Below are 19691 nucleotides of genomic sequence, written 5' to 3'. Positions count from 1 at the left end.
ATGGCGAGGGCCCGGGCACGGATCGCGTCGTTCCTGCTCGCCCTCGGCGTACTGGCCGGGGCCAGCGTCGCCTGGCCGTTGGTCGGGGCGGAGGCGGCCTCCGCCGCGCCGCCGGCTGCCCAGGCCCGCGCCGACCTCTGCACGACCCCGGAGTGGCAGGCCGACTTCCGCACCTGCGTCAAGAAGCTGAAGCAGGTGAGCGACACCGAGATCGATTGCCGCAAGCCGCCCGTGCCGTCCGCCCCGGACTCGGGCCTGGCCGGCTGGTTCGCCTCCCGCCCCGAATCGTCGAAGCAGCCCGGGCCGAAGGGCCTCTACAGCGACTACGGGTACGGCGGCTACAGCTACAACACCTATGACGTGGATGGCGGATGTGCCTCCGCGATCCTCCATCCCGATTACAAGTTCACCACCACTGTCGCCAACGGTGAGCTCATGATGGCCACCGCGGTCGTGGGTGCCTCGAACGCTCTGCGGGAGCGGGCCTGGGATCCCCGGACGATGTGGAGTTGGGCCGACCCGCTTGTGGAGAAGGCCACCAAGGCCGTCTACCAGAAGGTGTTCAGCGTCTTCGGGATCATCACGCTGTGCGTAGTGGGCCTCTACCTCCTCTGGCGCTCCCGCCAGTCGGACATGAGCAACGCGATGACGACTGCCGGCTGGGCGCTGCTGGTGATGGTGGCGGTCACGGCGCTTGCCGCCTGGCCGGTCAAGTCGGCGAACATCGCCGACGGCACTCTGATCACCTCGCTCGGTGTCGTGCACGACGCGATAGGTCCGGCTTCCCGGGACACCCCGCCGGATCAGTGCGACGATCCGAACCCCGCAGCTTGCAAGGACAACCGGCCGCCGGCTGTACGGGCCAGCGACACCGCCACCGAATCCATGCTCTACCGCAACTGGCTACGCGGCGTACTCGGCTCGGCCGACAGCGAGACGGCCCGTAAGTACGGCCCCGCCCTGTATGACGCCAAGACGTTCTCCTGGGAGGAGTCGGAGAAGCTTCGCGCCAACCCGGCCACCCGTCCTGGGACGATCAAGGCCAAGCAGCAGCAGTGGATGACTGTTGCGGAGCAGATCAAGGCCGAGGACCCGGAGGCGTACGAGTTTCTGACGGGCAGCCGCGACATGGACCGGATCGGCTCCGGGTTCATCGCGGTGCTCGCGGCCGTGCTCTTCGCCATGTTCGACCTGACCGCTTCGGTGCTGGTCCTGTTGGGCTTCTTGATCTTCCGGTGGGCGGTGATCGCGGCACCCATTCTGGGCACCATCGGGCTTCTCCGGCCGGCCAGCGCAGGGCTGCGACGGTTGGCGAACGCGGTGGTGGCCGCGGTCTTCAACATCGCCATCTTCGGTACCGGCGCCGCCATCTACCTGTTCGCGGTCGACCTGATCATGAGTACCCCCGCCCTGCCGGGCTGGCTCCAGGTAGTGCTGGTCTGGCTGTGCGGGGTGGTTGGCTGGCTGCTGCTGCGACCGTACCGGCGGATCACCCAACTGGGCGGCAAGGACAGCAGCGAGGCGGTCAGTTCGGCCGGGTCCTGGCACCGTCGGTTCTTCCGGGACATGCGGGTCGCGGCACGCCTCGATGTGGTGGAACCCGGAGGCACCGCCGAACCCGTGGGCGGTCGTCGCCGGTCATCGGACGCGGAGCAGACCCGGCTACGTCCGGAGGCGCGGCGGGAGGACCCGGCCCCGTCGCCGAACGCCCCTGTCGGTGGGGGTCGCGCCGATGCCGGGCGGCCGGACGGGCGGGAACGCGTGGACGATGCGCCAGCGGAGCAGTCCGGCGGCCGACGTGGTTCGGTGCCGCCCCAACCTCGCCGACGGCAGCCGGCGACCTGGACAGAGCCGGACGTACCTGCCGAGAACCCGTCGTTCGTGGTCTACCGGCCGGGCTCGTCCGAGCGGACACCGGATCGCACCGGACCTCGGGTGCGCTCAGAGGCACGGTGACGGCGATGCGACGGGCACTGGAGTTCCTCTTCACCCGGGCTCTGCGGTCTCGGCTGGGAGTGGCACTGGTCATCGCGGTCCTGGTCCTCGGCGTGATCGGGACGGCGCGGCTCGTCTCCGGCTCGACCAACCCCGCCGACGGGCTGAGCAGCAGGCCGAACCAGCCGATCACCACAGTGGACCCGACGGCCGGCGACGACGGTGTGCTCTCCACCGAGACACCACCGTCGCCGGTGACCCGGTCCGGCGCCCGAACACCCGAGCAGACCGCCGAACGCTTCGCCACCGCCTGGCTCGGCCGCCCCGGGATGACCGCCGAAGAGTGGCAGGCCGGAATGCGGCCGCTCTCCACCCCGACCCTGATCGAGAAGTTGGACGGTGCCGAGCCAGCAACTGTGCCGGCCGAGAAGGTCGCCGGACCCCCGAGCATGCGGGAGCGGACCGACTCGTTCGTGGAGATGCTGCTTCCCCTCGATGCCGGGCAACTCCGGTTGGAACTCGTCGCCTCCGATGGGGGATGGCTCGTCGACGTGGTGGACTGGGAGAGGCCGTGAACGACGTTGCTGGTGCCGTCCGCCGCCCGCCGCTACGAATCGGCGTGATCGCCGCGGCGCTCACCGGGTTGCTGCTCCTGCTGTGCTGCACCGGAGGCACCGCGGCGTTCTTCCTCACGGGGCTCGGCGGCGATGAGGCAAAGGACGGGGACGACCTGGCGGCCCTGGGATGCGGCCCGGTCCGACCGGTGAACCTCACGGGCGACCTTCCGCGGTTCAGCGAGTACGGCGACGCGCAGATCCGCAATGCCGCGATCATCATCAAGGTCGGTCAGGACATGGGGGTGCCCTCTCGCGGCTGGGTGATCGCCCTGGCCACCGCGATGCAGGAGTCCGCCCTGCGCAACCTGGCGAACAGCGGCGTGCCCGCATCGCTGGCCCTACCGCACGAGGGCGTCGGCGCCGACCACGACTCGCTGGGCCTATTCCAGCAACGGCCGGGGTGGGGCTCGGTCGCCGAGCGGCTGAACCCCGCGTATGCGGCCCGCAAGTTCTACGAGAAACTCGTCGGTGTGCAGGGCTGGCAGCGTCTACCCCTGACGGCCGTCGCCCAACGGGTCCAGATCAGCGCCTACCCGGACGCCTACGCCAAGCACGAGGAACTGGCCAGCCGCATCGTGAACGCTTTGTCTGGCGGCGCGGCCCGTACCGTCGAAATCAATGGCAAGGCGGTGTGCGACGCAGCGGAGCAGGGACAGATCGCCGCTTCAGGCTGGACAGCACCGATCTCGGGAAACGTCGGCTCCGGCTTCCGGACCACAAGTCGACCCGGGCACGATGGGGTCGACATCGGTGCGGCCAAAGGCACCGATATCCGCGCGGCAGCAACCGGTCGAGTACTGGTGGCCAAGTGCGACCCGGACAAACGTGGCCGGGAGAGCTGCAATGTGGACGGATTTCCTGGCAAGGGTGGCTGCGGTTGGTTCGTCGACCTGCTGCACGCGGGTGGGTACATCACGCGGTACTGCCACATGGTCGTCCAGCCCCGCGTTCACAAGGGGCAAATGGTCACGGCCGGCGAGGTGATCGGTCAGGTGGGTAGTAGCGGCAACTCTTCGGGGCCGCACCTGCACTTCGAGGTGCACCAGCGCAGCGACCGCAGCGCGTCCGGTGCCGTGAACCCGGTTCCGTTCATGCGCGACCGGGGCGCCCCGCTGCGCCGTCCGGCATGAGGTCACCACAGGCATGACCGGACCGCTGCCGGACCCGTTCGCCGACCAACCTGACTGGGCACCCCAGCCACCCCGTCCGCTCACCATCGTTCCCGCCACCGAACGGGTGGAACTGCGTGGGCAGCGGGTGCTGGTCGGACTGCCCGGGCTGGGCTGGAGGGGCGACCTGCGCGCCGACGACCGCGTGGTGCAGGGCGCGCGCACCTACGTGCCGGTGATCCCCGAACACGAGTGGTATCGAGCCGAGGCCGAACAGGTCGAAGTGTTCGCGCCGCTGGTACCGGTGGAGCGGGTCTGGGTGGAGACCGTCGGTGACCGGCCAGGGCAGGAGACCATCCGAACCCACGGCATCCGGCTCGTCTCGCTGGACGGTCCGACGCACCCGTCTCCCACCCCTGTCTTCGAAGCCGATGCGGTGACCGGGCGACGGGTGGTGCACGTCGAGGGCACCCGGGAGCATCGTGACCTGCGAGCTGTCACCGAGACCTACTCGGGCGCCGAGGGGGACATCTGCGTCCGGATCACACCGGAGGTGGAGTGGTACCGCTGGGCCTGGCGCGGCCAGTCACCCACGACCCTGGAGGTGCCGGTCCATCTACTCTGGATCGAGTGATCGTCAGGCAGCCTTCACGCCGCCGCAAACTCGCCACCCGTCGCCGTCCTCGATCACGTCGAAAACCCAGTCCTCTCGACGGCTGCTTCTGGGCACGCCATCAGCAGAACCGGCGATGGTCAACGTTGTGGCAACGGACTCACCCATGCCTGACGGCGTCCGAGTCAACGGCCCCCAACTGACTCGGACATTGACGCCGAACTTCGACTCACGATCCTCGACCTCAGCCCGGAGACTCTTCACAGGCTCCAATTGCGCCCCGGTCTCACACGTGAACAGCTCTGCCCGAGTGTCGTTACGGTCCACGAGGAATGCACGCAGGTAGTTGTCCACCACCACGTCGGGCGCGCTGCGGTCCGGTGTCGTGGCGCGGTCGTAGAGGACGTAGACGGTGATGGCCGCGCCGACGCCAAGCAGGGCGAGCACCCCGCCGACCACGATGAGCACTGTCCGCATCCGCCGGCGCGGCGTTTGCGGGGCCGGCGCGGCCGGCGCCGGCGGCAGCTGCTCGGACGGCGTCCGCTGGGCCGGTACGCGGGAGACCTGGGAACCGGCGGGGGGCTGCACTGATTCCACCTCCTGACGTTATCGGCTGGAGGCTCCGGAGCCAATGCCTCAGATCCAGCGGATCGTGACGGACCCCTCCCCACCGGTGAGATCCACGACAACACCGGCGCACCGCCGCGGTACCTCCCGGAGGAGCGGCCTCGGCTGGGATACCGTCTCTGCTCGGGAGGGGTTGCCAACCTCGGCTAGAGGGGGTGGACGCGGTGGCCGGTCCGAAGGCTCGTACGAACCGCGCCGCAGCTCTGCACCGCCGGGCTGCGGCTGTGGCGACGGCCGCCGCCGGCATCCTGGATGAGACCCGCCCGGCCCCTGCCGATCAGCGCCGCCAGTACGAGGCTGCGGACCGGCTGCGGGCGGTCGCGGCGCGGTTGGCTCCGGGCTGGTCGGGGGCTGCTCTGGATTCGCTCGCTGTGGATTCTCCGGCGGGTGATGGTCCGCCTCTCTTCGTCCGGGTGGGTACGGCGGCGCCGTTGGACGATGCCCGCTTCCCGGCGCTGGTGCCGCTGGTGGGCACGGGTCATCTGAGTGTGGACGTCGACGCGCGGGAGCCTCGGGTGGCGGGGCTGCTCCGGGCGGTGCTGCTGCGGTCGCTGGGTGCGGCCCCGGCCGGTGCGCTGCTGGTGCGGGCGGTGGACGCCACGGGTGATGCGCTGGCCCCGTTCGGGGCGCTCGCCGACGCCGGTCTGTTGCCGCCGCCGGCGGTGGATGTGGCGGGCCTGCGCGCGGTGTTGACCGAGGCGGAGCAGTGGGTGACTCCGGGTGCGAGCGGGCGTCGACGCCACGACCGTACGTTGCTGCTGGTGGTTGCCGCGCTGCCGGAGTTGACCGGGCCCACCGATCTGGCGCGGATCGAGGCGTTGGCCGAGCAGGGGCCGTCGGCCGGGTTGCATCTGGTGGTGGCGGGTTGGCCGCCCGCGGGGCCGTACGCGGCTCGGGGACCGCTGCCGCACGCGACGCCGTTGGCGCTGCGCAACGCGTACGCGCTGCTGGGTGACCCGCCGGGGGCGTCGTTCGCCGGCCCGGGTGCCGAACAGCCGGGTGGCCTGAACTCGCCGGTCTTCGTCGAGGCGGATCCGCCCGCCGACCTGGTGGACGCGGTGTGTCGACGGCTCGCCGCGCAGGTGGAGGCGGGTTCCCGGCTGGGTTTGGCGGAGTTGCTGCCGGAGACCGGTGACCGGCTCTGGGAGTCTGATCCGGCGAACGGGTTGACGACCTCGGTCGGGGACGCCGGAGGGCGGCAGGTGTCGTTGGGCTTCACCGAGCTGACTCCGCACTGGCTGGTCAGCGGCCGGTCCGGCGGGGGGCGCGCGGCTTTCCTGACCACCGCGTTACTCGGTCTGACGGCCCGGTACGGTCCGGATGACCTGGCGCTCTACCTGGTGGATCTGGGCGAGGGCGAGTCGTTCGTGGAGTTTCTGCAGACCGAGCGGGACCGGTCGTGGGTTCCGCAGGTGCGCGCGGCGGCGATGGCCGCCGACCGGGAGTACGTCCGGGATCTGCTGGACCAGTTGACGGCTGAGGTACGGCGCCGGGCGGAGGCGGGTGGGCGTGCCGGTGGTCAGCGCTTCGCCGAGTTGCGCGAGCACCGGCCGCTGTCCCGGATCGTCTGTGTGGTGGACAATGTGCCGCTGCTCTTCGCCGAACGGGACCGGCTGTCCGCCGAGGTGGCCGCCCAGGTGGACGGGTTGGCGCGGGCCGGTCGGGCCTGGGGTGTGCATATGGTGCTGGCCGGCGCGGGTGAGTTGGGATTGTCGGCCCGGGCGGACGCCGGGCAACGGGATTCGGTGCTGGGGCAGTTTCCGGTGCGTGTTGCGCTGCCGGGTGGCAGCCCGGTGTTGGAGCCGACGAATGATTCGGCCGCCGGCCTGCCGGTGGGCAGCGCGGTGGTGAACACGGCAGGTGGGCTGGGTGGTCCGCGTGGTGCGATCCGCGGTCACGAGCGGTTGATCAGGCATCCCGACCCGCAGGACCACCCGGAGGTGGTGGAGCAGCTGCGTCACGAGCTGTGGGAGGCGCGGCCCGCCGGTTCGGCGCCGCCTGTTGTCTTCGCCGGGTACGCCCGGCCGCTGCTGGGGAACGATCCGCGGTTCCGGTCGGCGGCGGCGGGGCAGGCGCGGGGGCCTGCCGCTCTGCTGGGCCGGGCTGTGGATGTGGCGCGCTCGACGGTTTCCGTACCGCTGGGGCCGGCGGCGGGGCGCAACCTGGCGGTGCTGGGTTCGGGTCCGGCGGCGGGCGGTTTGCTGGCGACGGCGGCCCGCAGCACGGCGGTCCACCACCCGCCGGGCACGGCCCGTTTCCTGGTGGCGGCACCGGATCCGGGTGCCCGGCCGCTGGCGGAGGCGTTGACCGCCGAGCTGGCCGCCCGGCATCCGGCAAGCATGGTGGACCTGCCGACGGTGCTCGGGGACGTGGATTCCGACCTGCCGACCTATCTGGTGGTCTTCGGGCTGGACCGGCCGGGGCCGCGGGAGTTGCCCGTGGACCGGCTGCGCGCCCTGCTGCGGGACGGCCCGCCGGCTGGTCGGCACCTGTTGGGTTGGTGGCGCGCGGTGCCGCCGTTCGCCGCGTTGTTGGAGCCGGACGGCGAGGTGGACAAGCTGGCCGCGGTGGCAGTGCTGGACGTGCCGTCGGCGCAGCTCTCCGCCGTCTTCGGCCGGCCCGTGGAGTGGCGGGGCCGCCCGGACCGGGCGGTGCTCTGGGACGGCCCGGACGAGCGGGGCACGGTGCTTGTGCCGTTCGCCGACGAGGCCGGGTGATCCGGTGGCAGGCGGGGAGGGTGTCGGTGTGGGTCCGAACGCGACGGTGACAGGGCCGGGGCGGCAGCGTACCGCCGGGTCGAACGGGACCGACGGGGATCCCACCGCTGCCTGGTCGGAGTACCTGGCGGCCGCGCGGCAGTTGGACGGGGTACGCCGCGGCGCGGCGGCTGCCGCCGGTGAGCAGGCACGGTCGGCGGAGGCGGCCCGGGAGGAGCTGACGCTTGTCCGTACCGGGCTGGCGAGCCAGCAGGAGCGGCTGCGGGAGCTGGGCGTACCGGCGATCTCGCTGGTGCCGTCGCCGCCGGAGCTGAGCGAGGCGGCCCGGTCGATGGGGGGCGGCCCGGCGGCCGTGCTGGCGACGCTGCGGACGGCGCGGGGCTGGGCGGAGGGGGCGGACGCGGCGCTGGCCGCGCGGCGCCGTTTCCGGCCGGGGTCGTGGCCGGCGAGGGCCCGGAACCTCCTGGTGTACGGGCCGCTGGCGCTGCTGGTGCCGCTGATCCAGGTCGTGGTGTACGCGGCGACCGGGACGGGCGCGGCGAGCGTGGCGGCGTTGATCTGCGGACTGCCGATGCCGGCGGTGGCCTTCGTGGTCGCCTGGCTGGCCATCGGGCGGGTGTTCCGGCCCGGGCCGGGTGAGCGTCTGGACCGGACGGTTCGCTTCGGCGGGTTGGTCTGCCTGGTGCCGGCGGTGCTGGTCACGGCAGGCCTGTTGCTGGCGCTGCTGGCCGGCTGACCCGCCGGGTCGGGCGCGCACGAAAAAGGCCGGCCACCGGGGTGGGTGGCCGGCCGTGTCGGGTCAGGCTGTCAGCGGGGGATGATCAACGCCATCGCCTCGGCGCGTGACTTGGAGTCCGTCTGCAGGATTCCGCGTACGGCCGACGTGATGGTTTTCGCTCCGGACTTCTGGATGCCGCGCATCGCCATGCACATGTGCTCGCATTCCAGCACGACGACCACGCCGCGCGGGGCGAGCTTGTCCATGAGCAGGTCGGCGACCTGGGAGGTGAGCCGCTCCTGCACCTGGGGTCGGCGGGCGAAGACCTCGACCAGCCGGGCCAGTTTGGACAGGCCGGTGATCCGTCCGTCGGGGCCGGGGATGTAGCCGATGTGCGCGCTGCCGCGGAACGGCAGGAGATGGTGCTCGCAGAGGCTCATCACGTCGATGTCCCGGACGATCACCAGCTCTTCGTGGTTGGCCTCGAAGGTGGTGCTGAGCACCTGGCCGGGGTCGACCCGCAGGCCGGCGAAGAGTTCGGCGTACGCGCGGGCCACCCGGGCCGGGGTCTGCTGGAGCCCGTCGCGGTCCGGGTCCTCCCCGACGGCGATGAGGATCTCCCGGACCGCCTTCTCGATGCGGCCCAGGTCGACCGCGTCCTCGACCGGGCGGCCGGTCAGCTTGCCGCTGATCAGCCGCGCGGCCACGTAGTCCAGGCCGTCGTCGCCGTCGTCGGGCTCGGTCGCGGAGACGGCCAGCTCCCGGTGGGGGGAGCTGGCCGTCGGGTCGTTGCTCAGTGCGTACCGTCCGAGTTGTTGGACGGCGCCCCGCCACCGACTGACGCCTGCGCGCCGTCGGCCTGGGCCTGCGCCTTGAGCTTGTCCTTCTCCGCGGGGGTGAGCACGGGCGGCTCGGTGGACGGCTGCCGCTTGCCGAAGCCGTTGTACGGTGCGAGCGGCGGGCGCTTGACCACCCGGGAGCAGATCCGGGCCATGTCGGCCGTGGAGAGGGTTTCCTTCTCCATCAGCTCGAGCACGATGTTGTCCAGGACGTCCCGGTACTCCACCAGGATCTCCCAGGCCTCGTCGTGCGCCAGCTCGACCAACGCCCGCATCTCGCCGTCGATCTCGGCGGCGACCGAGTCCGAGTAGTCCCGCTCGTGGCCCATGTTGCGGCCGAGGAACGGCTCGTCCCCGCTGGTGCCGTACTTGATCGCGCCGAGCTTCGAGCTCATGCCGTACTGGGTGATCATCGCGCGGGCCAGCTGGGTGGCCTTCTCGATGTCGTTGCCGGCACCGGTGGTGGGCTCGTGGAAGACCAGTTCCTCGGCGGCCCGACCACCCAGCGCGTACGCCAGGGTGTCGATCATTTCGGCGCGCGTCTGGGTGTACTTGTCTTCGGTCGGGAGCACCAGGGTGTGGCCGAGGGAACGGCCACGGGACAGGATCGTCACCTTGTGCACCGGAGCGGCGTGCGGCAGCGCCCAGGCGACCAGCGCGTGCCCACCCTCGTGGTACGCGGTGATCTTCTTTTCCTGGTCGCTCATCACCCGGGTCCGTCGCTGCGGACCGGCGATCACCCGGTCGATCGACTCTTCGAGCGAGTCGTTGGTGATCGCCCGCTGGTCCTTGCGGGCGGTGAGCAGAGCCGACTCGTTGATCACGTTTGCCAGGTCGGCGCCGCTGAAGCCCGGGGTACGCCGTGCCACCGAGTCGAGGTCGACGTCGGGCGTGAACGGCTTGCCCTTGGCGTGCACCCGCAGGATGGCCTTGCGGCCCTCCATGTCGGGGGCGTCCACCGGGATCTGCCTGTCGAACCGGCCCGGGCGCAGCAGCGCCGGGTCGAGGATGTCCGGGCGGTTGGTGGCGGCGATCAGGATGACGCCGCCCTTGGTGTCGAAGCCGTCCATCTCGACGAGCAGCTGGTTGAGCGTCTGCTCGCGTTCGTCGTGACCGCCACCCATGCCGGCACCACGGTGCCGACCGACGGCGTCGATCTCGTCGACGAAGACGATCGCCGGGGCGTTCGCCTTGGCCTGCTCGAAGAGGTCACGGACCCGGCTCGCGCCGACACCGACGAACATCTCCACGAAGTCCGAGCCGGAGATGGAGTAGAAGGGCACCCCGGCCTCACCGGCGACCGCGCGGGCCAGCAGCGTCTTACCGGTACCGGGCGGGCCGAACAGCAGCACACCCTTCGGGATCTTGGCGCCGAGGGCCTGGTACTTCGCCGGGTTCTGCAGGAAGTCCTTGATCTCGTGCAGTTCCTCGACGGCCTCCTCGGCACCCGCGACGTCCGCGAAGGTCGTCTTCGGCGTGTCCTTGGTGATCATCTTCGCCTTGGACTTGCCGAAGTTGAGCACGCGGGAGCCGCCGCCCTGCATCTGCGACATGAAGAACAGCAGCAGGAGCACGAGCAGCGCGATCGGCAGCAGGTTGATGAGCAGGCTCATCCAGATGCTGTCCGACGAGACCTTGGCGTCGGCCGGGCCGGTGACCCGGTTGGCCGCCTTGGCGTCCAGCACCTCGTTCCAGATCTGGTCGCCAGCCTGGTACGGGAACTGGGCCTCGATCCTGTTGGTGTTGGTCTCGCCGAACTTCGTCTTCTGGGCCAGGTCGAGCTGGAGCGTCTGCTCCTTGTCCTGGAAGACAACCTTATTGATCTTGGCGGTGTGCAGCTGGTCGAGCGCAACGGAAGTGTCCACGCGGTGGTAGCTGGGACCAGCGGTGAACAGCTGACTGAGCACAACGGCGCCGAGGATGACCAGGATGATCCAGACCACCGGTCGGCGGAAGAAACGCGTACGTTCCATACTGTTGTCGAGCGCCGGGGCGCCCGCATCCTCCTGATCGACGTCCTGACCGTCTGATGGTGTCGCCGCGGTGTGCGGCAGCCGGAGCCGCCGTGCGGGCCGGCTCGACCCCGAGGCGCGAAACTGCCGCGCCGCGGTCATTCGACGGTACACCGTGTACGCGAGGAGTGAGCTTGCGAGCCCCGCACTCGGCGCACTGTCGACATCGACGGCGTACACCGTGGGCAGGCCCACCAGCCCCGCACCGACGTACGGCGGGTCCGGGCGAATACCGGCGTGGCGGGGAGTCCGGCCCGGCCCTCCGAACGCCCGGTCACGCGGTCGAGGGGGCCGGGCGCGGAGTGAGCCTCCACGCCACCGGGCTCCACGGTAACCGGAAGAGCTGAGAGCGCGCTGAACGTCGGCTTGACGGATGCCGATGCGAGTTGGCCTCACACGGTCATCGACTGCCGCGAGGTGCCGTCAGGAGCGGGCGTAGACCTCGGGCTTGAGCACTCCGACGTACGGCAGCTCGCGGTACCGCTCACCGAAGTCCAGGCCGTACCCGACGACGAACTCGGTGGGGATGTCGAAGCCGACGTACTTCACCGGGACCGGCACCTTGACCGCGTCCGGCTTGCGGAAGAGCGCGACGACCTCGACGCTCGCCGCCGAGCGGGACTCGAGGTAGCGCAGCAGCCAGGAGAGCGTCAGCCCGGAGTCGACGATGTCCTCCACGACCACGACGTGCCGGCCGGCGATGTCCCGGTCCAGGTCCTTGAGGATGCGGACCACCCCGGAGGAGGTGGTGCCCTGGCCGTAGGAGGAGATGGCCATGAAGTCGAGTTCGGCCGGGGGACCGTTGCGGCCCAACGCCCGGGCGAAGTCCGCCATGAACATCACCGCGCCCTTGAGCACGCAGACCAGCAGCAGCCCGTCGCCCACGTGGGCATAGTCGGCGGAGACCTGCTTGGCCAGTTCCGCGGTCTTCTCGCGGATCTGCGCCTCGGAAATGATCACGTGGTCGATGTCGGCGTCGTACCAGGAGCCGTCAGCCATGACTCCTAGCCTGCCGTACGTCGGATGGGCTCCGTCGGCGGGGCCGCACCTTTTGGCGCGGTCCCGCCCGGGATTTTTCGGCAGATAAACCGCTAAACACATCAGCTGGTACGTGACCGCCAGCGGCGGCCGTCGTCACTGGGCTTCCAGTCGGCCGAATCGTGACTGTCGGCGGTGAGGCCAGTCGCCGAGGCGGCGACGAGCAGGACGAGGAACAGGAGGAAGAGCAGGAACTCCATGGCGGCGCTCACTTTCGCATGGTTGCTGTCGGTTTCGCCGCCGGTGCGCACCGGACTGAGACCAGTCTGCGACCACTCGCGCTGACCGGACAGTGGCAGTGATGCCACTGGGCATCGATTTACTGCCACCTCTCGGGTTACCCTCGTCACATGCTGCGCAATGTCGCCGTCCTCGTCCTCGACCAGGTCGCCCCCTTCGAGCTCGGTGTGCTCGCCGAGGTGTTCGGCACCGACCGGACGGCGGACGGATTCCCCAGCTACCGCTTCCAGCTGTGCAGCCCGGACGGCGCGGCCGTACGCACCTCGTCCGGCTTCCACCTCACCCCGCACGCCGACCTCGGCCCGGTGGAGGAGGCCGACCTGGTGGCCGTCCCCGCGCACAGTCAGGGCACTGTCGTTCCGGGGCCGGTGCTCGACGCGCTGCGCCGCGCCGACGCGCGGGGCGCACACCTGTTCAGCGTCTGCTCCGGAGCCTTCCTGCTCGGCGAGGCCGGGCTGCTCGACGACCGGGAGTGCACCACCCACTGGCGGTACGTGGACGAGTTGCAACGCCGGCATCCCCGCGCCCGGGTGCGCTGCAACTCCCTCTACGTCCACGACGGGCGGCTGCTCACCAGCGCCGGCACGGCCGCCGGCATCGACGCCTGCCTGCACCTCATCCGCCAGGAGCACGGCTCGGCCACCGCGACCCGGCTGGCCCGACGGATGGTGGTCCCACCGCACCGCGACGGCGGGCAGTCCCAGTACGTCGAGGCGCCCATCCCGAAGGCGCCCGAGGCGCCGACCCTGGAACCGGTGCTCGAGTGGCTGATGGGACACCTGGACCGGACGATCACCGTGGAGGAACTGGCCGCCCGGGCGGGGATGGCTCCGCGCACGTTCGCCCGACGGTTCCGCGCCGAGACCGGCACCACCCCGCACGACTGGCTCACCAACCAGCGGGTGCTGCTCGCCCGACGGCTGCTCGAGGAGACACCGCTGAGCGTGGAGGCGGTCGCCGACCAGGCCGGGTTCGGTGACGCGGCGGCGCTACGACACCACTTCAGCCGCCGGGTCGGCGCCACCCCGCACAACTACCGGACGACTTTCCGGGATCGGGCGCACAGCGCCTGACGATCAGTCCTGGGTCACCGGGGAGAGCCGGTCGGCGCGGCGGAGCACCCGGACTCCCCCGGGCAGGTCCGTCGGACCCTGACCGCGCCAGTCGGTGACCAGGGCGTCAAGCGCGGCGACGTGCCGATGGGACAGGGCACCCGGCAGGGCACCCAGCTCACGCGCCCACGCGTGCAGCACCCGGCCGCGTACGGCGGGGGCCAGGCCGGCCAGCGCCGGCACCGAGAGCCCACCCTCGGGATGCCTGCCGGCCGCAAGGGCCGCCTCCGCCAGGTCGTCGAGGGCGGCGTTGTCGGCCGCCACCAGCCGGGCCGTACGCGCGAGGTTGTCCACCACGCCGGGCCCGAGAGCCCGCACCAGCGCCGGCAGCACGTCGGCCCGCACCCGGGACCGGGCGTACGACGGATCGGTGTTGTGCGGGTCCTGCCACGGCCGCAGACCGAGCACGGCGCAGGCGTCGCGGGTCTGCTCCCGGCCGGTCCCCAGCAGCGGACGCAGCAGCGGCACCCCGGACAGGTCCCGTCGGGCGGGCATCCCGGCCAGGCCGCGCGGGCCGGCGCCCCGGGCGAGCGCGAGCAGGACCGTCTCCGCCTGGTCGTCGCGGGTGTGCCCGGTGAGCACGGCGACCGCGTGATGCTGACGGGCCACCTCGGTCAACGCCTGGTACCGGGCCTCCCGGGCGGCCGCCTCCGGCCCACCCGGCCGCCCGGCCACCTCGACGCGGACCGCCTCCACGAACGCGAACCCGGCATCGCGGGCCCAGGCCGCCACCGCGTCGGCCCGCTCGGCGGAACCGGTCTGCAGACCATGGTCGACGGTCACCAGGCCGGGGACCAGACCGAGCCGGGGTGCCACGAAGACGGTCGCCGCCGCCAGGGCGAGCGAGTCGGCGCCACCTGAGCAGGCGACGAGCACCGGCCCGCCGACCGGCAGCCCGGCCAACGCGCGGCGGACCGCCACCCGGATCGCCGCCACCGGCGGGGCGAGCGCGGCCACCGGCGGGCTGGTCAGCCCGCGGCCGGAACGGTGCCGGCCGGGCCGTGCACCCGGGCCACCCAGGCGTCCGGGTCACCCAGCTCGGAGAGCCGGGGCAGGGTGAGCGGCGAGTTGAAGATCGAGTTGAACCCGTCCATGCCGACCCGCTCGACCACGCCGTGCACGAACTTGCGCCCCTCGGCGTACTGGCGCATCTTCACGTCCACCCCGAGCAGCCGACGGATCGCCTTCTCCAGCGGATTGCCCGCCTCGCGGCGCCTGTTGAACGACGCGCGGATCCGTTCCACGCTCGGGATCACCTGCGGGCCGACGCCGTCCATCACGAACTCGGCGTGCCCCTCCAGCAGCGTCATCAGCGCGGTCAGCCGGTCCAGGACGGCCCGCTGCGCGGGGGTCTGCACGATGTCGAGCACGCTCGTGCGGCTCTCCGGGTCGCGGACCGCGTCGGACAGGGTGGAAACCCCCCGCCGCAGCCGCTCGACGAGGTGCTCGCCGCCGCTGGACGAGGCGTCCACGAAGGCCTGCACCTCGCTGAGGAAGTACGCCCGCATCCAGGGGACCGCTGTGAACTGGGTCCGGTGGGTCACCTCGTGCAGGCACACCCAGAGCCGGAAGTCCCGCGGGTCGGCGCCGAGCTTGCGCTCCACCTCGACGATGTTCGGTGCGACGAGCAGCAACTGGCCGGGCTCGGCGGAGAAGACCTCGTACTGGCCGAGGACCCGGCCGGAGAGGTAGGCCAGCACGGTGCCGGCCTGCACCCCGGTCAGCCGGGACCCGATCGCCTCGGTCAGGGCACCCGGCGGCTTGTCGCCGGAGAGCCGGCCGACCAGCGGGGTGATCACCTCACGCAGACCGGCGATGTTCGCCGCGGCCCAGTCCTTGCGGTCGACCACCCGGACCGGCGGATGCGACACCTGCGCCCGCAGCCCCGTGTAGTCGGCCACGTGCCCGGCCGCCTCCTCGGTCAGCCGTCGCAGGTCGCCGACCACGTCGGTGGCCTCGGCGTACGACACCCGAGGGCCCGACTTGCTCAACGCCCCCGCGGTGGCGGCGGCCAGATCCCAGTCCACGAACTGCGCCATGGACCCACCGTACCCGCGCCGCGACACCCCGGCCCGGGCTCGCGCCGGCGATCGACGCCGGTCGCGGCCCCGCCGGGCGCCCGGGTCAGCCGCAGCCGCAGGCGGCAAGCGCCGCCGCGATCCGGTCCAGGGCCGGTTGGGCGGTGTCCGTACCACCTGGCACCTTGTCGGTGAGCACCGCGAACGTGAGCAGCCGGCCGTCGGCCGTGGTGACCAGACCGGCGATGGCGTGCACCCCTGTCAACGTGCCGGTCTTGGCGCGTACGGCGCCCGCCCCGGCGGCGGTGCCCGGCGCATCGCGGTAACGGTCGTCGAGCGTCCCGGACCACCCGGCCACCGGCAGACCCCCGAACACACCCGCGAGTTCCGGGTGGTCCGGGCTGGCGGCCAGCCGGATGAGGTCGGTCAGCAGCGACGGGCTGATCCGGTTGTTGCGGGACAGCCCGCTGCCGTCGGAGAGCGTGATCTCCTCGGCGGGCAGTCCCAGTTCGGCCACCTCGGCGTCCATCGCGGCAGCGGCCCCGTCGAACGAGGCCGGCTGGTTGCGGGCCAGCGCCACCTGCCGGGCGAGCGCCTCGGCCACCAGGTTGTCGCTCTGACTGATCATGATGTCGACCAGCCTGATCATCGGCGGCGACTGCACCACGCCCAGCTCGGTGCCGGGCGCCGGGGTGCCAGCCGCGGCCGGCGTCGGGGCCGTGCCGCGCTTGACGGTGCCCGCCGGTACGCCGAGCAGCTTGGCGAACGACCGGCCGGCGGCCAGATCCGGCTCGGCGACCCGCTCGGCGCCACCGCTGGCGGCACCCGGGTCCTTACGCGCCCCGTCGATCATCAGCGCGGTCATCGCCCCGCCGTACCCGCCTGTCGGAATGTCGTCGTCCCAGCCCGGCCCGTAGACCGGACCGGAGTAGACCGAACCGTCGACGGTGACGCTCGTCGGGGCGGTGCCGCCGAGCGCCGTACGCACCTGGGCGGCCAGGTCGTCCAGGCGCGCGGCGCCCGGATAGAAGCCGTTCTTGTCGACCGCGAGCGTCGGGTCCCCGCCGCCGACGATCACCACCTCGCCGGGCTTCGCGCCGGCCACGGCACGGGTGGGGATCCGGTACCCGGGCCCCCGCGCGGCGAGCACGGTCACCGCGGTCGCCAACTTGGTCACCGAGGCGGGCACCGTGCCGTCGTCCGCGCCCTTGGCGAACAGCGTCTGGCCGGAGGTCACGTCGGCCACCGAGACGTTCACCCGGTCGCCAAGCGCGGCGGCCCCGACCAGCGGGTCGAGCGCGGCCCGGACCCCGTCGGGGCTGGGCATCGGAGCGTTCGGGTCCGGGTCGGAGAGCACGTCCGACGGGTCCGGTTCGGAGGTCGCGGCGGCGGCTGTCGACGCCGACCCGGTGTCGTCGCCCAGCCAGCCGGCCACCGGGCCGGGCCTGGTCAGGACGACCCCGACGGCGGCGAGCACCAGCAGCACCACGACAGCCAGCACCACAGGCAGCCGGCGTCGACGACGCGGCGCGGCGGGCTCGGGTGCGGCGTCGGCCGGCGCGGGCAGGGCGGAGATCGGCGGGCCCACCGGCGGAACGCCGTTCGGAGCGGTCGGGCTCTGATCCGGTGAGGGGCCGCCCGGCGCCGGGCTGGTCGGAACGGCGGCGCTCCCCCGCGGCGGGGCGCTCGTGGGCCGCTCACCCCCGAGGACGGGGAAGCGGCCGGCGTTCGGGCCGGCCGGGGTCGCCCCCGGAGTGGGGTTCCAGGGCAGCGGGGCGGGACTGCCGTTCACCGTCTCCGGTGACGGCGTGGGCTGCGGCTCGGCGGCACGCGGGAGGTGGGCGTCGGGCACCGGAACCCGCCCGGTGGCACCACCGGAGCCGGATCGTCCGGTACCGCGCGCGACGCTTCCGTCCGGGCGGTAGTGTGAATCTTCCCTCCCCACGACCCCCTCCTCCCCCAGCGAAAATCGGCTTGGGTGACACTACTTCGGTCCGAAGACTATGCGGCGGCCGGAGTCGGCGGGTGGGCATTCACCTGTTCGGAGGGCCGCCAGTGGTTCCGTTAGCCAGCGTGGGCAGACGAGGGAGCGTGCAGATGGATTTCGACGTGACGGTTGAGATCCCCAAAGGTCACCGAAACAAGTACGAGGTGGACCACAAGACGGGCCGGATCCGGCTTGACCGCACCCTCTTCACGTCCACCCAGTACCCGGCCGACTACGGGTTCATCGAGGACACCCTGGGCGAGGACGGCGACCCGCTTGACGCGTTGGTGCTGGTCCCCGAGCCGACCTTCCCCGGTTGCCTCATCCGCTGCCGGACCATCGGCATGTTCCGGATGACCGACGAGAAGGGCGGCGACGACAAGGTCCTCTGCGTGCCCTACGAGGACCCCCGCCAGGAGCACCTGCGCGACATCCACCACCTGGGCGAGTTCGACCGTCTGGAGATCCAGCACTTCTTCGAGGTGTACAAGGACCTGGAGCCGGGCAAGTCGGTCGAGGGTGCCACCTGGGTCGGCCGGACCGAGGCCGAGGCCGAGATCGTGGCCTCCTACCAGCGGGCCAGGGACGCCGAGGCGCGTGGCGAGAACGCCCACTGACGAACGCTGACACACCGGGCCCGGGTGCCGCTCAACCGAGCAGCCCCCGGGCCCTGTCGTACAGGTCGAGCACCGCGCAGGCGACAGGCACCACGGCGACCACAAGCGCCGTGTCGGTGAGGTCCGCGACCCGGCCGAGGTACGGCGAGACCGGCCGGCTCGCGTACCCGGTGCCGGCCGCGACGGCCACCAGGGCCAGCGCCGCGCCGCCGAGGACCAGCGCGAGCCGCCCCGCGTCGTCGGCCCGGCCGGCCAGCACCACGCCCAGCACCGCATAACCGGCGAGGCCGGCGAGCACCGTCGGCACCCGGTGGCGCAGTGCCACGAACAGCCGCGACCGCAGCAGCAGCACTGCCGAGGCGACCGCCACGAGCACCCGGCCCCAGGTGCCGCCGGCCAGCCCGAGCACACCCGCCGCCGCCACCACGAGCAGGGCGTGCCCGAGCAGCATCCCGGTGAGCATCTCCTCGGTGCGGATCACCGCCGCGTGCACCCGGCTCCGGTCCGGCAGGTCCCGAACCCGCTCCGGCTCCGCGTCGGAGGTCGCGGCAGGCAGGGTGATCGGCGGCAGCGGCAGTTTGCCCAGCCGGATGGCCAGCAGAGGAACCACCCCGACGGCGAAGACCAGTGCGCTGAGCAGAATCGCCGCCGCCCCGGCCGGGGGCAGCAGCAGCCCGCCCAGCGCCGCGCCGGCGCCCACCAGCCCGGTCGTGACACCTGCCACGAAGACCCGCAGCCGGCTGGCCACCCCGAGCAGCCCGAGCAGCGCCGCCAGCAGCAGCGCCACCGACCCGGCCAGCGACTCGGGCGCACCCACCCAGCGGACCGGCCCGAACGGCCCCACCGGGTCGCCGGAGCCGATGGCCAGAGCGCCGGCGACGAACGCGTACGGCAGGGCATAGCCGCCGAGGGTGGCACCGGCGGCACCGTCGTCGTGGGCGCGGGAGGCGACCGCGCCGGCGACGGCGAGCAGCAACGCCACAACGGCCGCCGCCAACCAGCCGGCCCGGTGCGCCGGCCCACCGGCGAGCAGAGCGAGCAGACCCACCCCGAGGGGTACGGCGGCACCGGCCAGGGCCGCGGCCCGGGTGGCGTCGGCCGACCAGGCACCGCCCCGGCGACGGGCGCCCTCGGCGATGGCCTCGACCACGTCGTCGTACTCCAGCTCGGGCCAGTGCGCACGGGCCGGCACCAGGTGCAGCACCTCGCCGTCGCGGACCCCCTGCGCCAGCAGCGCCTGGGCGGTCGCCAGCGGGGCCCCGTCGGTGCGGCGCAGCACCCAGCCACCGTGCCGTTCGCCGTCGTCGGCGAGGCCCTCACCGGCGTGCCGGAGCACGTCGGGCAGCAGCTCGGCCAGGGGAACCTGCTCCGGCAGGGCGACGTCCACCCGTCGTTGCGGCGCGCTGATGGTGACGCGGGCCAGCCCGGTAGTCATCGACTGGTCTCCATATCGAGGGGGATCGGAGGCTGCGCGGACGACAGGACTTTACCT

17 protein-coding genes are annotated in these 19691 nt (G+C 72.2%); 8 read left to right on the top strand and 9 right to left on the bottom strand.

Annotated features, from left to right (window positions below; translation table 11 throughout):
• Genes ACFY1S_RS09200 through ACFY1S_RS09185 form a run of 4 tightly spaced genes read left to right on the top strand, consistent with a single transcriptional unit; the run spans window position 1 to window position 4295 of the window.
• On the top strand, window positions 1-1956 hold the full coding sequence (locus ACFY1S_RS09200; RefSeq protein ID WP_387114683.1) for an MFS transporter: 1956 nt from the start codon (window positions 1-3) through the stop codon (window positions 1954-1956).
• The gene (locus ACFY1S_RS09195) at window positions 1953-2510 is read left to right on the top strand and encodes a hypothetical protein (protein ID WP_387114680.1); all 558 of its coding nucleotides are present in this window, start codon (window positions 1953-1955) and stop codon (window positions 2508-2510) included. The genes ACFY1S_RS09200 and ACFY1S_RS09195 overlap by 4 nt, the downstream gene beginning before the upstream one ends.
• Complete coding sequence (locus ACFY1S_RS09190) at window positions 2474-3682, top strand: M23 family metallopeptidase (RefSeq protein WP_387114677.1); 1209 nt, start codon at window positions 2474-2476, stop codon at window positions 3680-3682. Before ACFY1S_RS09195 ends, ACFY1S_RS09190 begins: the two co-directional genes overlap by 37 nt.
• A gap of 13 nt (window positions 3683-3695) precedes the next feature.
• A complete protein-coding gene (locus ACFY1S_RS09185; protein WP_387114675.1) occupies window positions 3696-4295 on the top strand; it encodes a hypothetical protein in 600 nt (199 codons plus the stop codon).
• Between the two features lie 3 nt (window positions 4296-4298).
• Here the strand turns inward: ACFY1S_RS09185 and ACFY1S_RS09180 are convergent, their stop codons facing one another.
• The gene (locus ACFY1S_RS09180; protein WP_387115977.1) at window positions 4299-4862 is read right to left on the bottom strand and encodes a hypothetical protein; all 564 of its coding nucleotides are present in this window, start codon (window positions 4860-4862) and stop codon (window positions 4299-4301) included.
• 194 nt (window positions 4863-5056) lie between these two features.
• Between ACFY1S_RS09180 and ACFY1S_RS09175 the strand changes: the two genes are divergently transcribed.
• The gene (locus tag ACFY1S_RS09175; RefSeq protein ID WP_387114672.1) at window positions 5057-7618 is read left to right on the top strand and encodes an FtsK/SpoIIIE domain-containing protein; all 2562 of its coding nucleotides are present in this window, start codon (window positions 5057-5059) and stop codon (window positions 7616-7618) included.
• Between the two features lie 28 nt (window positions 7619-7646).
• The gene (locus ACFY1S_RS09170; protein ID WP_387114669.1) at window positions 7647-8354 is read left to right on the top strand and encodes a hypothetical protein; all 708 of its coding nucleotides are present in this window, start codon (window positions 7647-7649) and stop codon (window positions 8352-8354) included.
• A 71-nt stretch (window positions 8355-8425) separates the two neighbouring features.
• Here ACFY1S_RS09170 and folE read toward each other — a convergent pair whose 3' ends face one another.
• From folE to ACFY1S_RS09150, 4 genes are all read right to left on the bottom strand, one after another.
• A complete protein-coding gene (gene folE / locus ACFY1S_RS09165; RefSeq protein WP_364373360.1) occupies window positions 8426-9094 on the bottom strand; it encodes a GTP cyclohydrolase I FolE in 669 nt (222 codons plus the stop codon).
• A 35-nt stretch (window positions 9095-9129) separates the two neighbouring features.
• The gene (ftsH, locus tag ACFY1S_RS09160; RefSeq protein WP_364372422.1) at window positions 9130-11148 is read right to left on the bottom strand and encodes an ATP-dependent zinc metalloprotease FtsH; all 2019 of its coding nucleotides are present in this window, start codon (window positions 11146-11148) and stop codon (window positions 9130-9132) included.
• A gap of 462 nt (window positions 11149-11610) precedes the next feature.
• A complete protein-coding gene (gene hpt / locus ACFY1S_RS09155) occupies window positions 11611-12186 on the bottom strand; it encodes a hypoxanthine phosphoribosyltransferase (RefSeq protein ID WP_030328005.1) in 576 nt (191 codons plus the stop codon).
• Between the two features lie 101 nt (window positions 12187-12287).
• Window positions 12288-12437 carry a hypothetical protein gene (locus ACFY1S_RS09150; RefSeq protein ID WP_364373413.1) on the bottom strand — a complete coding sequence of 50 codons (150 nt, stop codon included), beginning with the start codon at window positions 12435-12437 and terminating at the stop codon, window positions 12288-12290.
• A 138-nt stretch (window positions 12438-12575) separates the two neighbouring features.
• On the opposite strand from ACFY1S_RS09150, the gene ACFY1S_RS09145 reads away from it, so the two are divergent.
• Window positions 12576-13538, top strand: coding sequence for a GlxA family transcriptional regulator (locus ACFY1S_RS09145; protein WP_387114664.1), 963 nt, complete (start codon window positions 12576-12578; stop codon window positions 13536-13538).
• 3 nt (window positions 13539-13541) lie between these two features.
• On the opposite strand, the gene tilS is transcribed toward ACFY1S_RS09145, so the two are convergent.
• From tilS to dacB, 3 genes are all read right to left on the bottom strand, one after another.
• Window positions 13542-14534, bottom strand: coding sequence for a tRNA lysidine(34) synthetase TilS (gene tilS / locus ACFY1S_RS09140; protein ID WP_387114661.1), 993 nt, complete (start codon window positions 14532-14534; stop codon window positions 13542-13544).
• Between the two features lie 11 nt (window positions 14535-14545).
• On the bottom strand, window positions 14546-15616 hold the full coding sequence (locus tag ACFY1S_RS09135; RefSeq protein ID WP_387114658.1) for a zinc-dependent metalloprotease: 1071 nt from the start codon (window positions 15614-15616) through the stop codon (window positions 14546-14548).
• 85 nt (window positions 15617-15701) lie between these two features.
• Entirely contained in the window at window positions 15702-17162 is a 1461-nt protein-coding gene (dacB, locus tag ACFY1S_RS09130; protein ID WP_387115973.1) for a D-alanyl-D-alanine carboxypeptidase/D-alanyl-D-alanine-endopeptidase, read from the bottom strand.
• 530 nt (window positions 17163-17692) lie between these two features.
• On the opposite strand from dacB, the gene ACFY1S_RS09125 reads away from it, so the two are divergent.
• Window positions 17693-18199, top strand: coding sequence for an inorganic diphosphatase (locus tag ACFY1S_RS09125; protein WP_364372409.1), 507 nt, complete (start codon window positions 17693-17695; stop codon window positions 18197-18199).
• A gap of 31 nt (window positions 18200-18230) precedes the next feature.
• On the opposite strand, the gene eccD is transcribed toward ACFY1S_RS09125, so the two are convergent.
• The gene (eccD, locus tag ACFY1S_RS09120; RefSeq protein ID WP_387114655.1) at window positions 18231-19634 is read right to left on the bottom strand and encodes a type VII secretion integral membrane protein EccD; all 1404 of its coding nucleotides are present in this window, start codon (window positions 19632-19634) and stop codon (window positions 18231-18233) included.
• Window positions 19635-19691: the final 57 nt, after the last annotated feature.

Source organism: Micromonospora sp. NPDC000663 (assembly GCF_042898105.1).
GTDB lineage: Bacteria > Actinomycetota > Actinomycetes > Mycobacteriales > Micromonosporaceae > Micromonospora.
This window is presented reverse-complemented; position numbering and strand designations above follow the sequence as displayed.

Bases quoted from the DNA above. Each gene is read 5' to 3' on its own strand.
- ACFY1S_RS09200 (WP_387114683.1), top strand. From the start codon at position 1: ATGGCGAGGGCCCGGGCACGGATCGCGTCGTTCCTGCTCGCCCTCGGC.
- ACFY1S_RS09190 (WP_387114677.1), top strand. From the start codon at position 2,474: ATGGCTCGTCGACGTGGTGGACTGGGAGAGGCCGTGAACGACGTTGCT.
- ACFY1S_RS09185 (WP_387114675.1), top strand. From the start codon at position 3,696: ATGACCGGACCGCTGCCGGACCCGTTCGCCGACCAACCTGACTGGGCA.
- ftsH (WP_364372422.1), bottom strand. From the start codon at position 11,148: ATGGAACGTACGCGTTTCTTCCGCCGACCGGTGGTCTGGATCATCCTG.
- hpt (WP_030328005.1), bottom strand. From the start codon at position 12,186: ATGGCTGACGGCTCCTGGTACGACGCCGACATCGACCACGTGATCATT.
- ACFY1S_RS09145 (WP_387114664.1), top strand. From the start codon at position 12,576: ATGCTGCGCAATGTCGCCGTCCTCGTCCTCGACCAGGTCGCCCCCTTC.
- ACFY1S_RS09135 (WP_387114658.1), bottom strand. From the start codon at position 15,616: ATGGCGCAGTTCGTGGACTGGGATCTGGCCGCCGCCACCGCGGGGGCG.
- ACFY1S_RS09125 (WP_364372409.1), top strand. From the start codon at position 17,693: ATGGATTTCGACGTGACGGTTGAGATCCCCAAAGGTCACCGAAACAAG.
- eccD (WP_387114655.1), bottom strand. From the start codon at position 19,634: ATGACTACCGGGCTGGCCCGCGTCACCATCAGCGCGCCGCAACGACGG.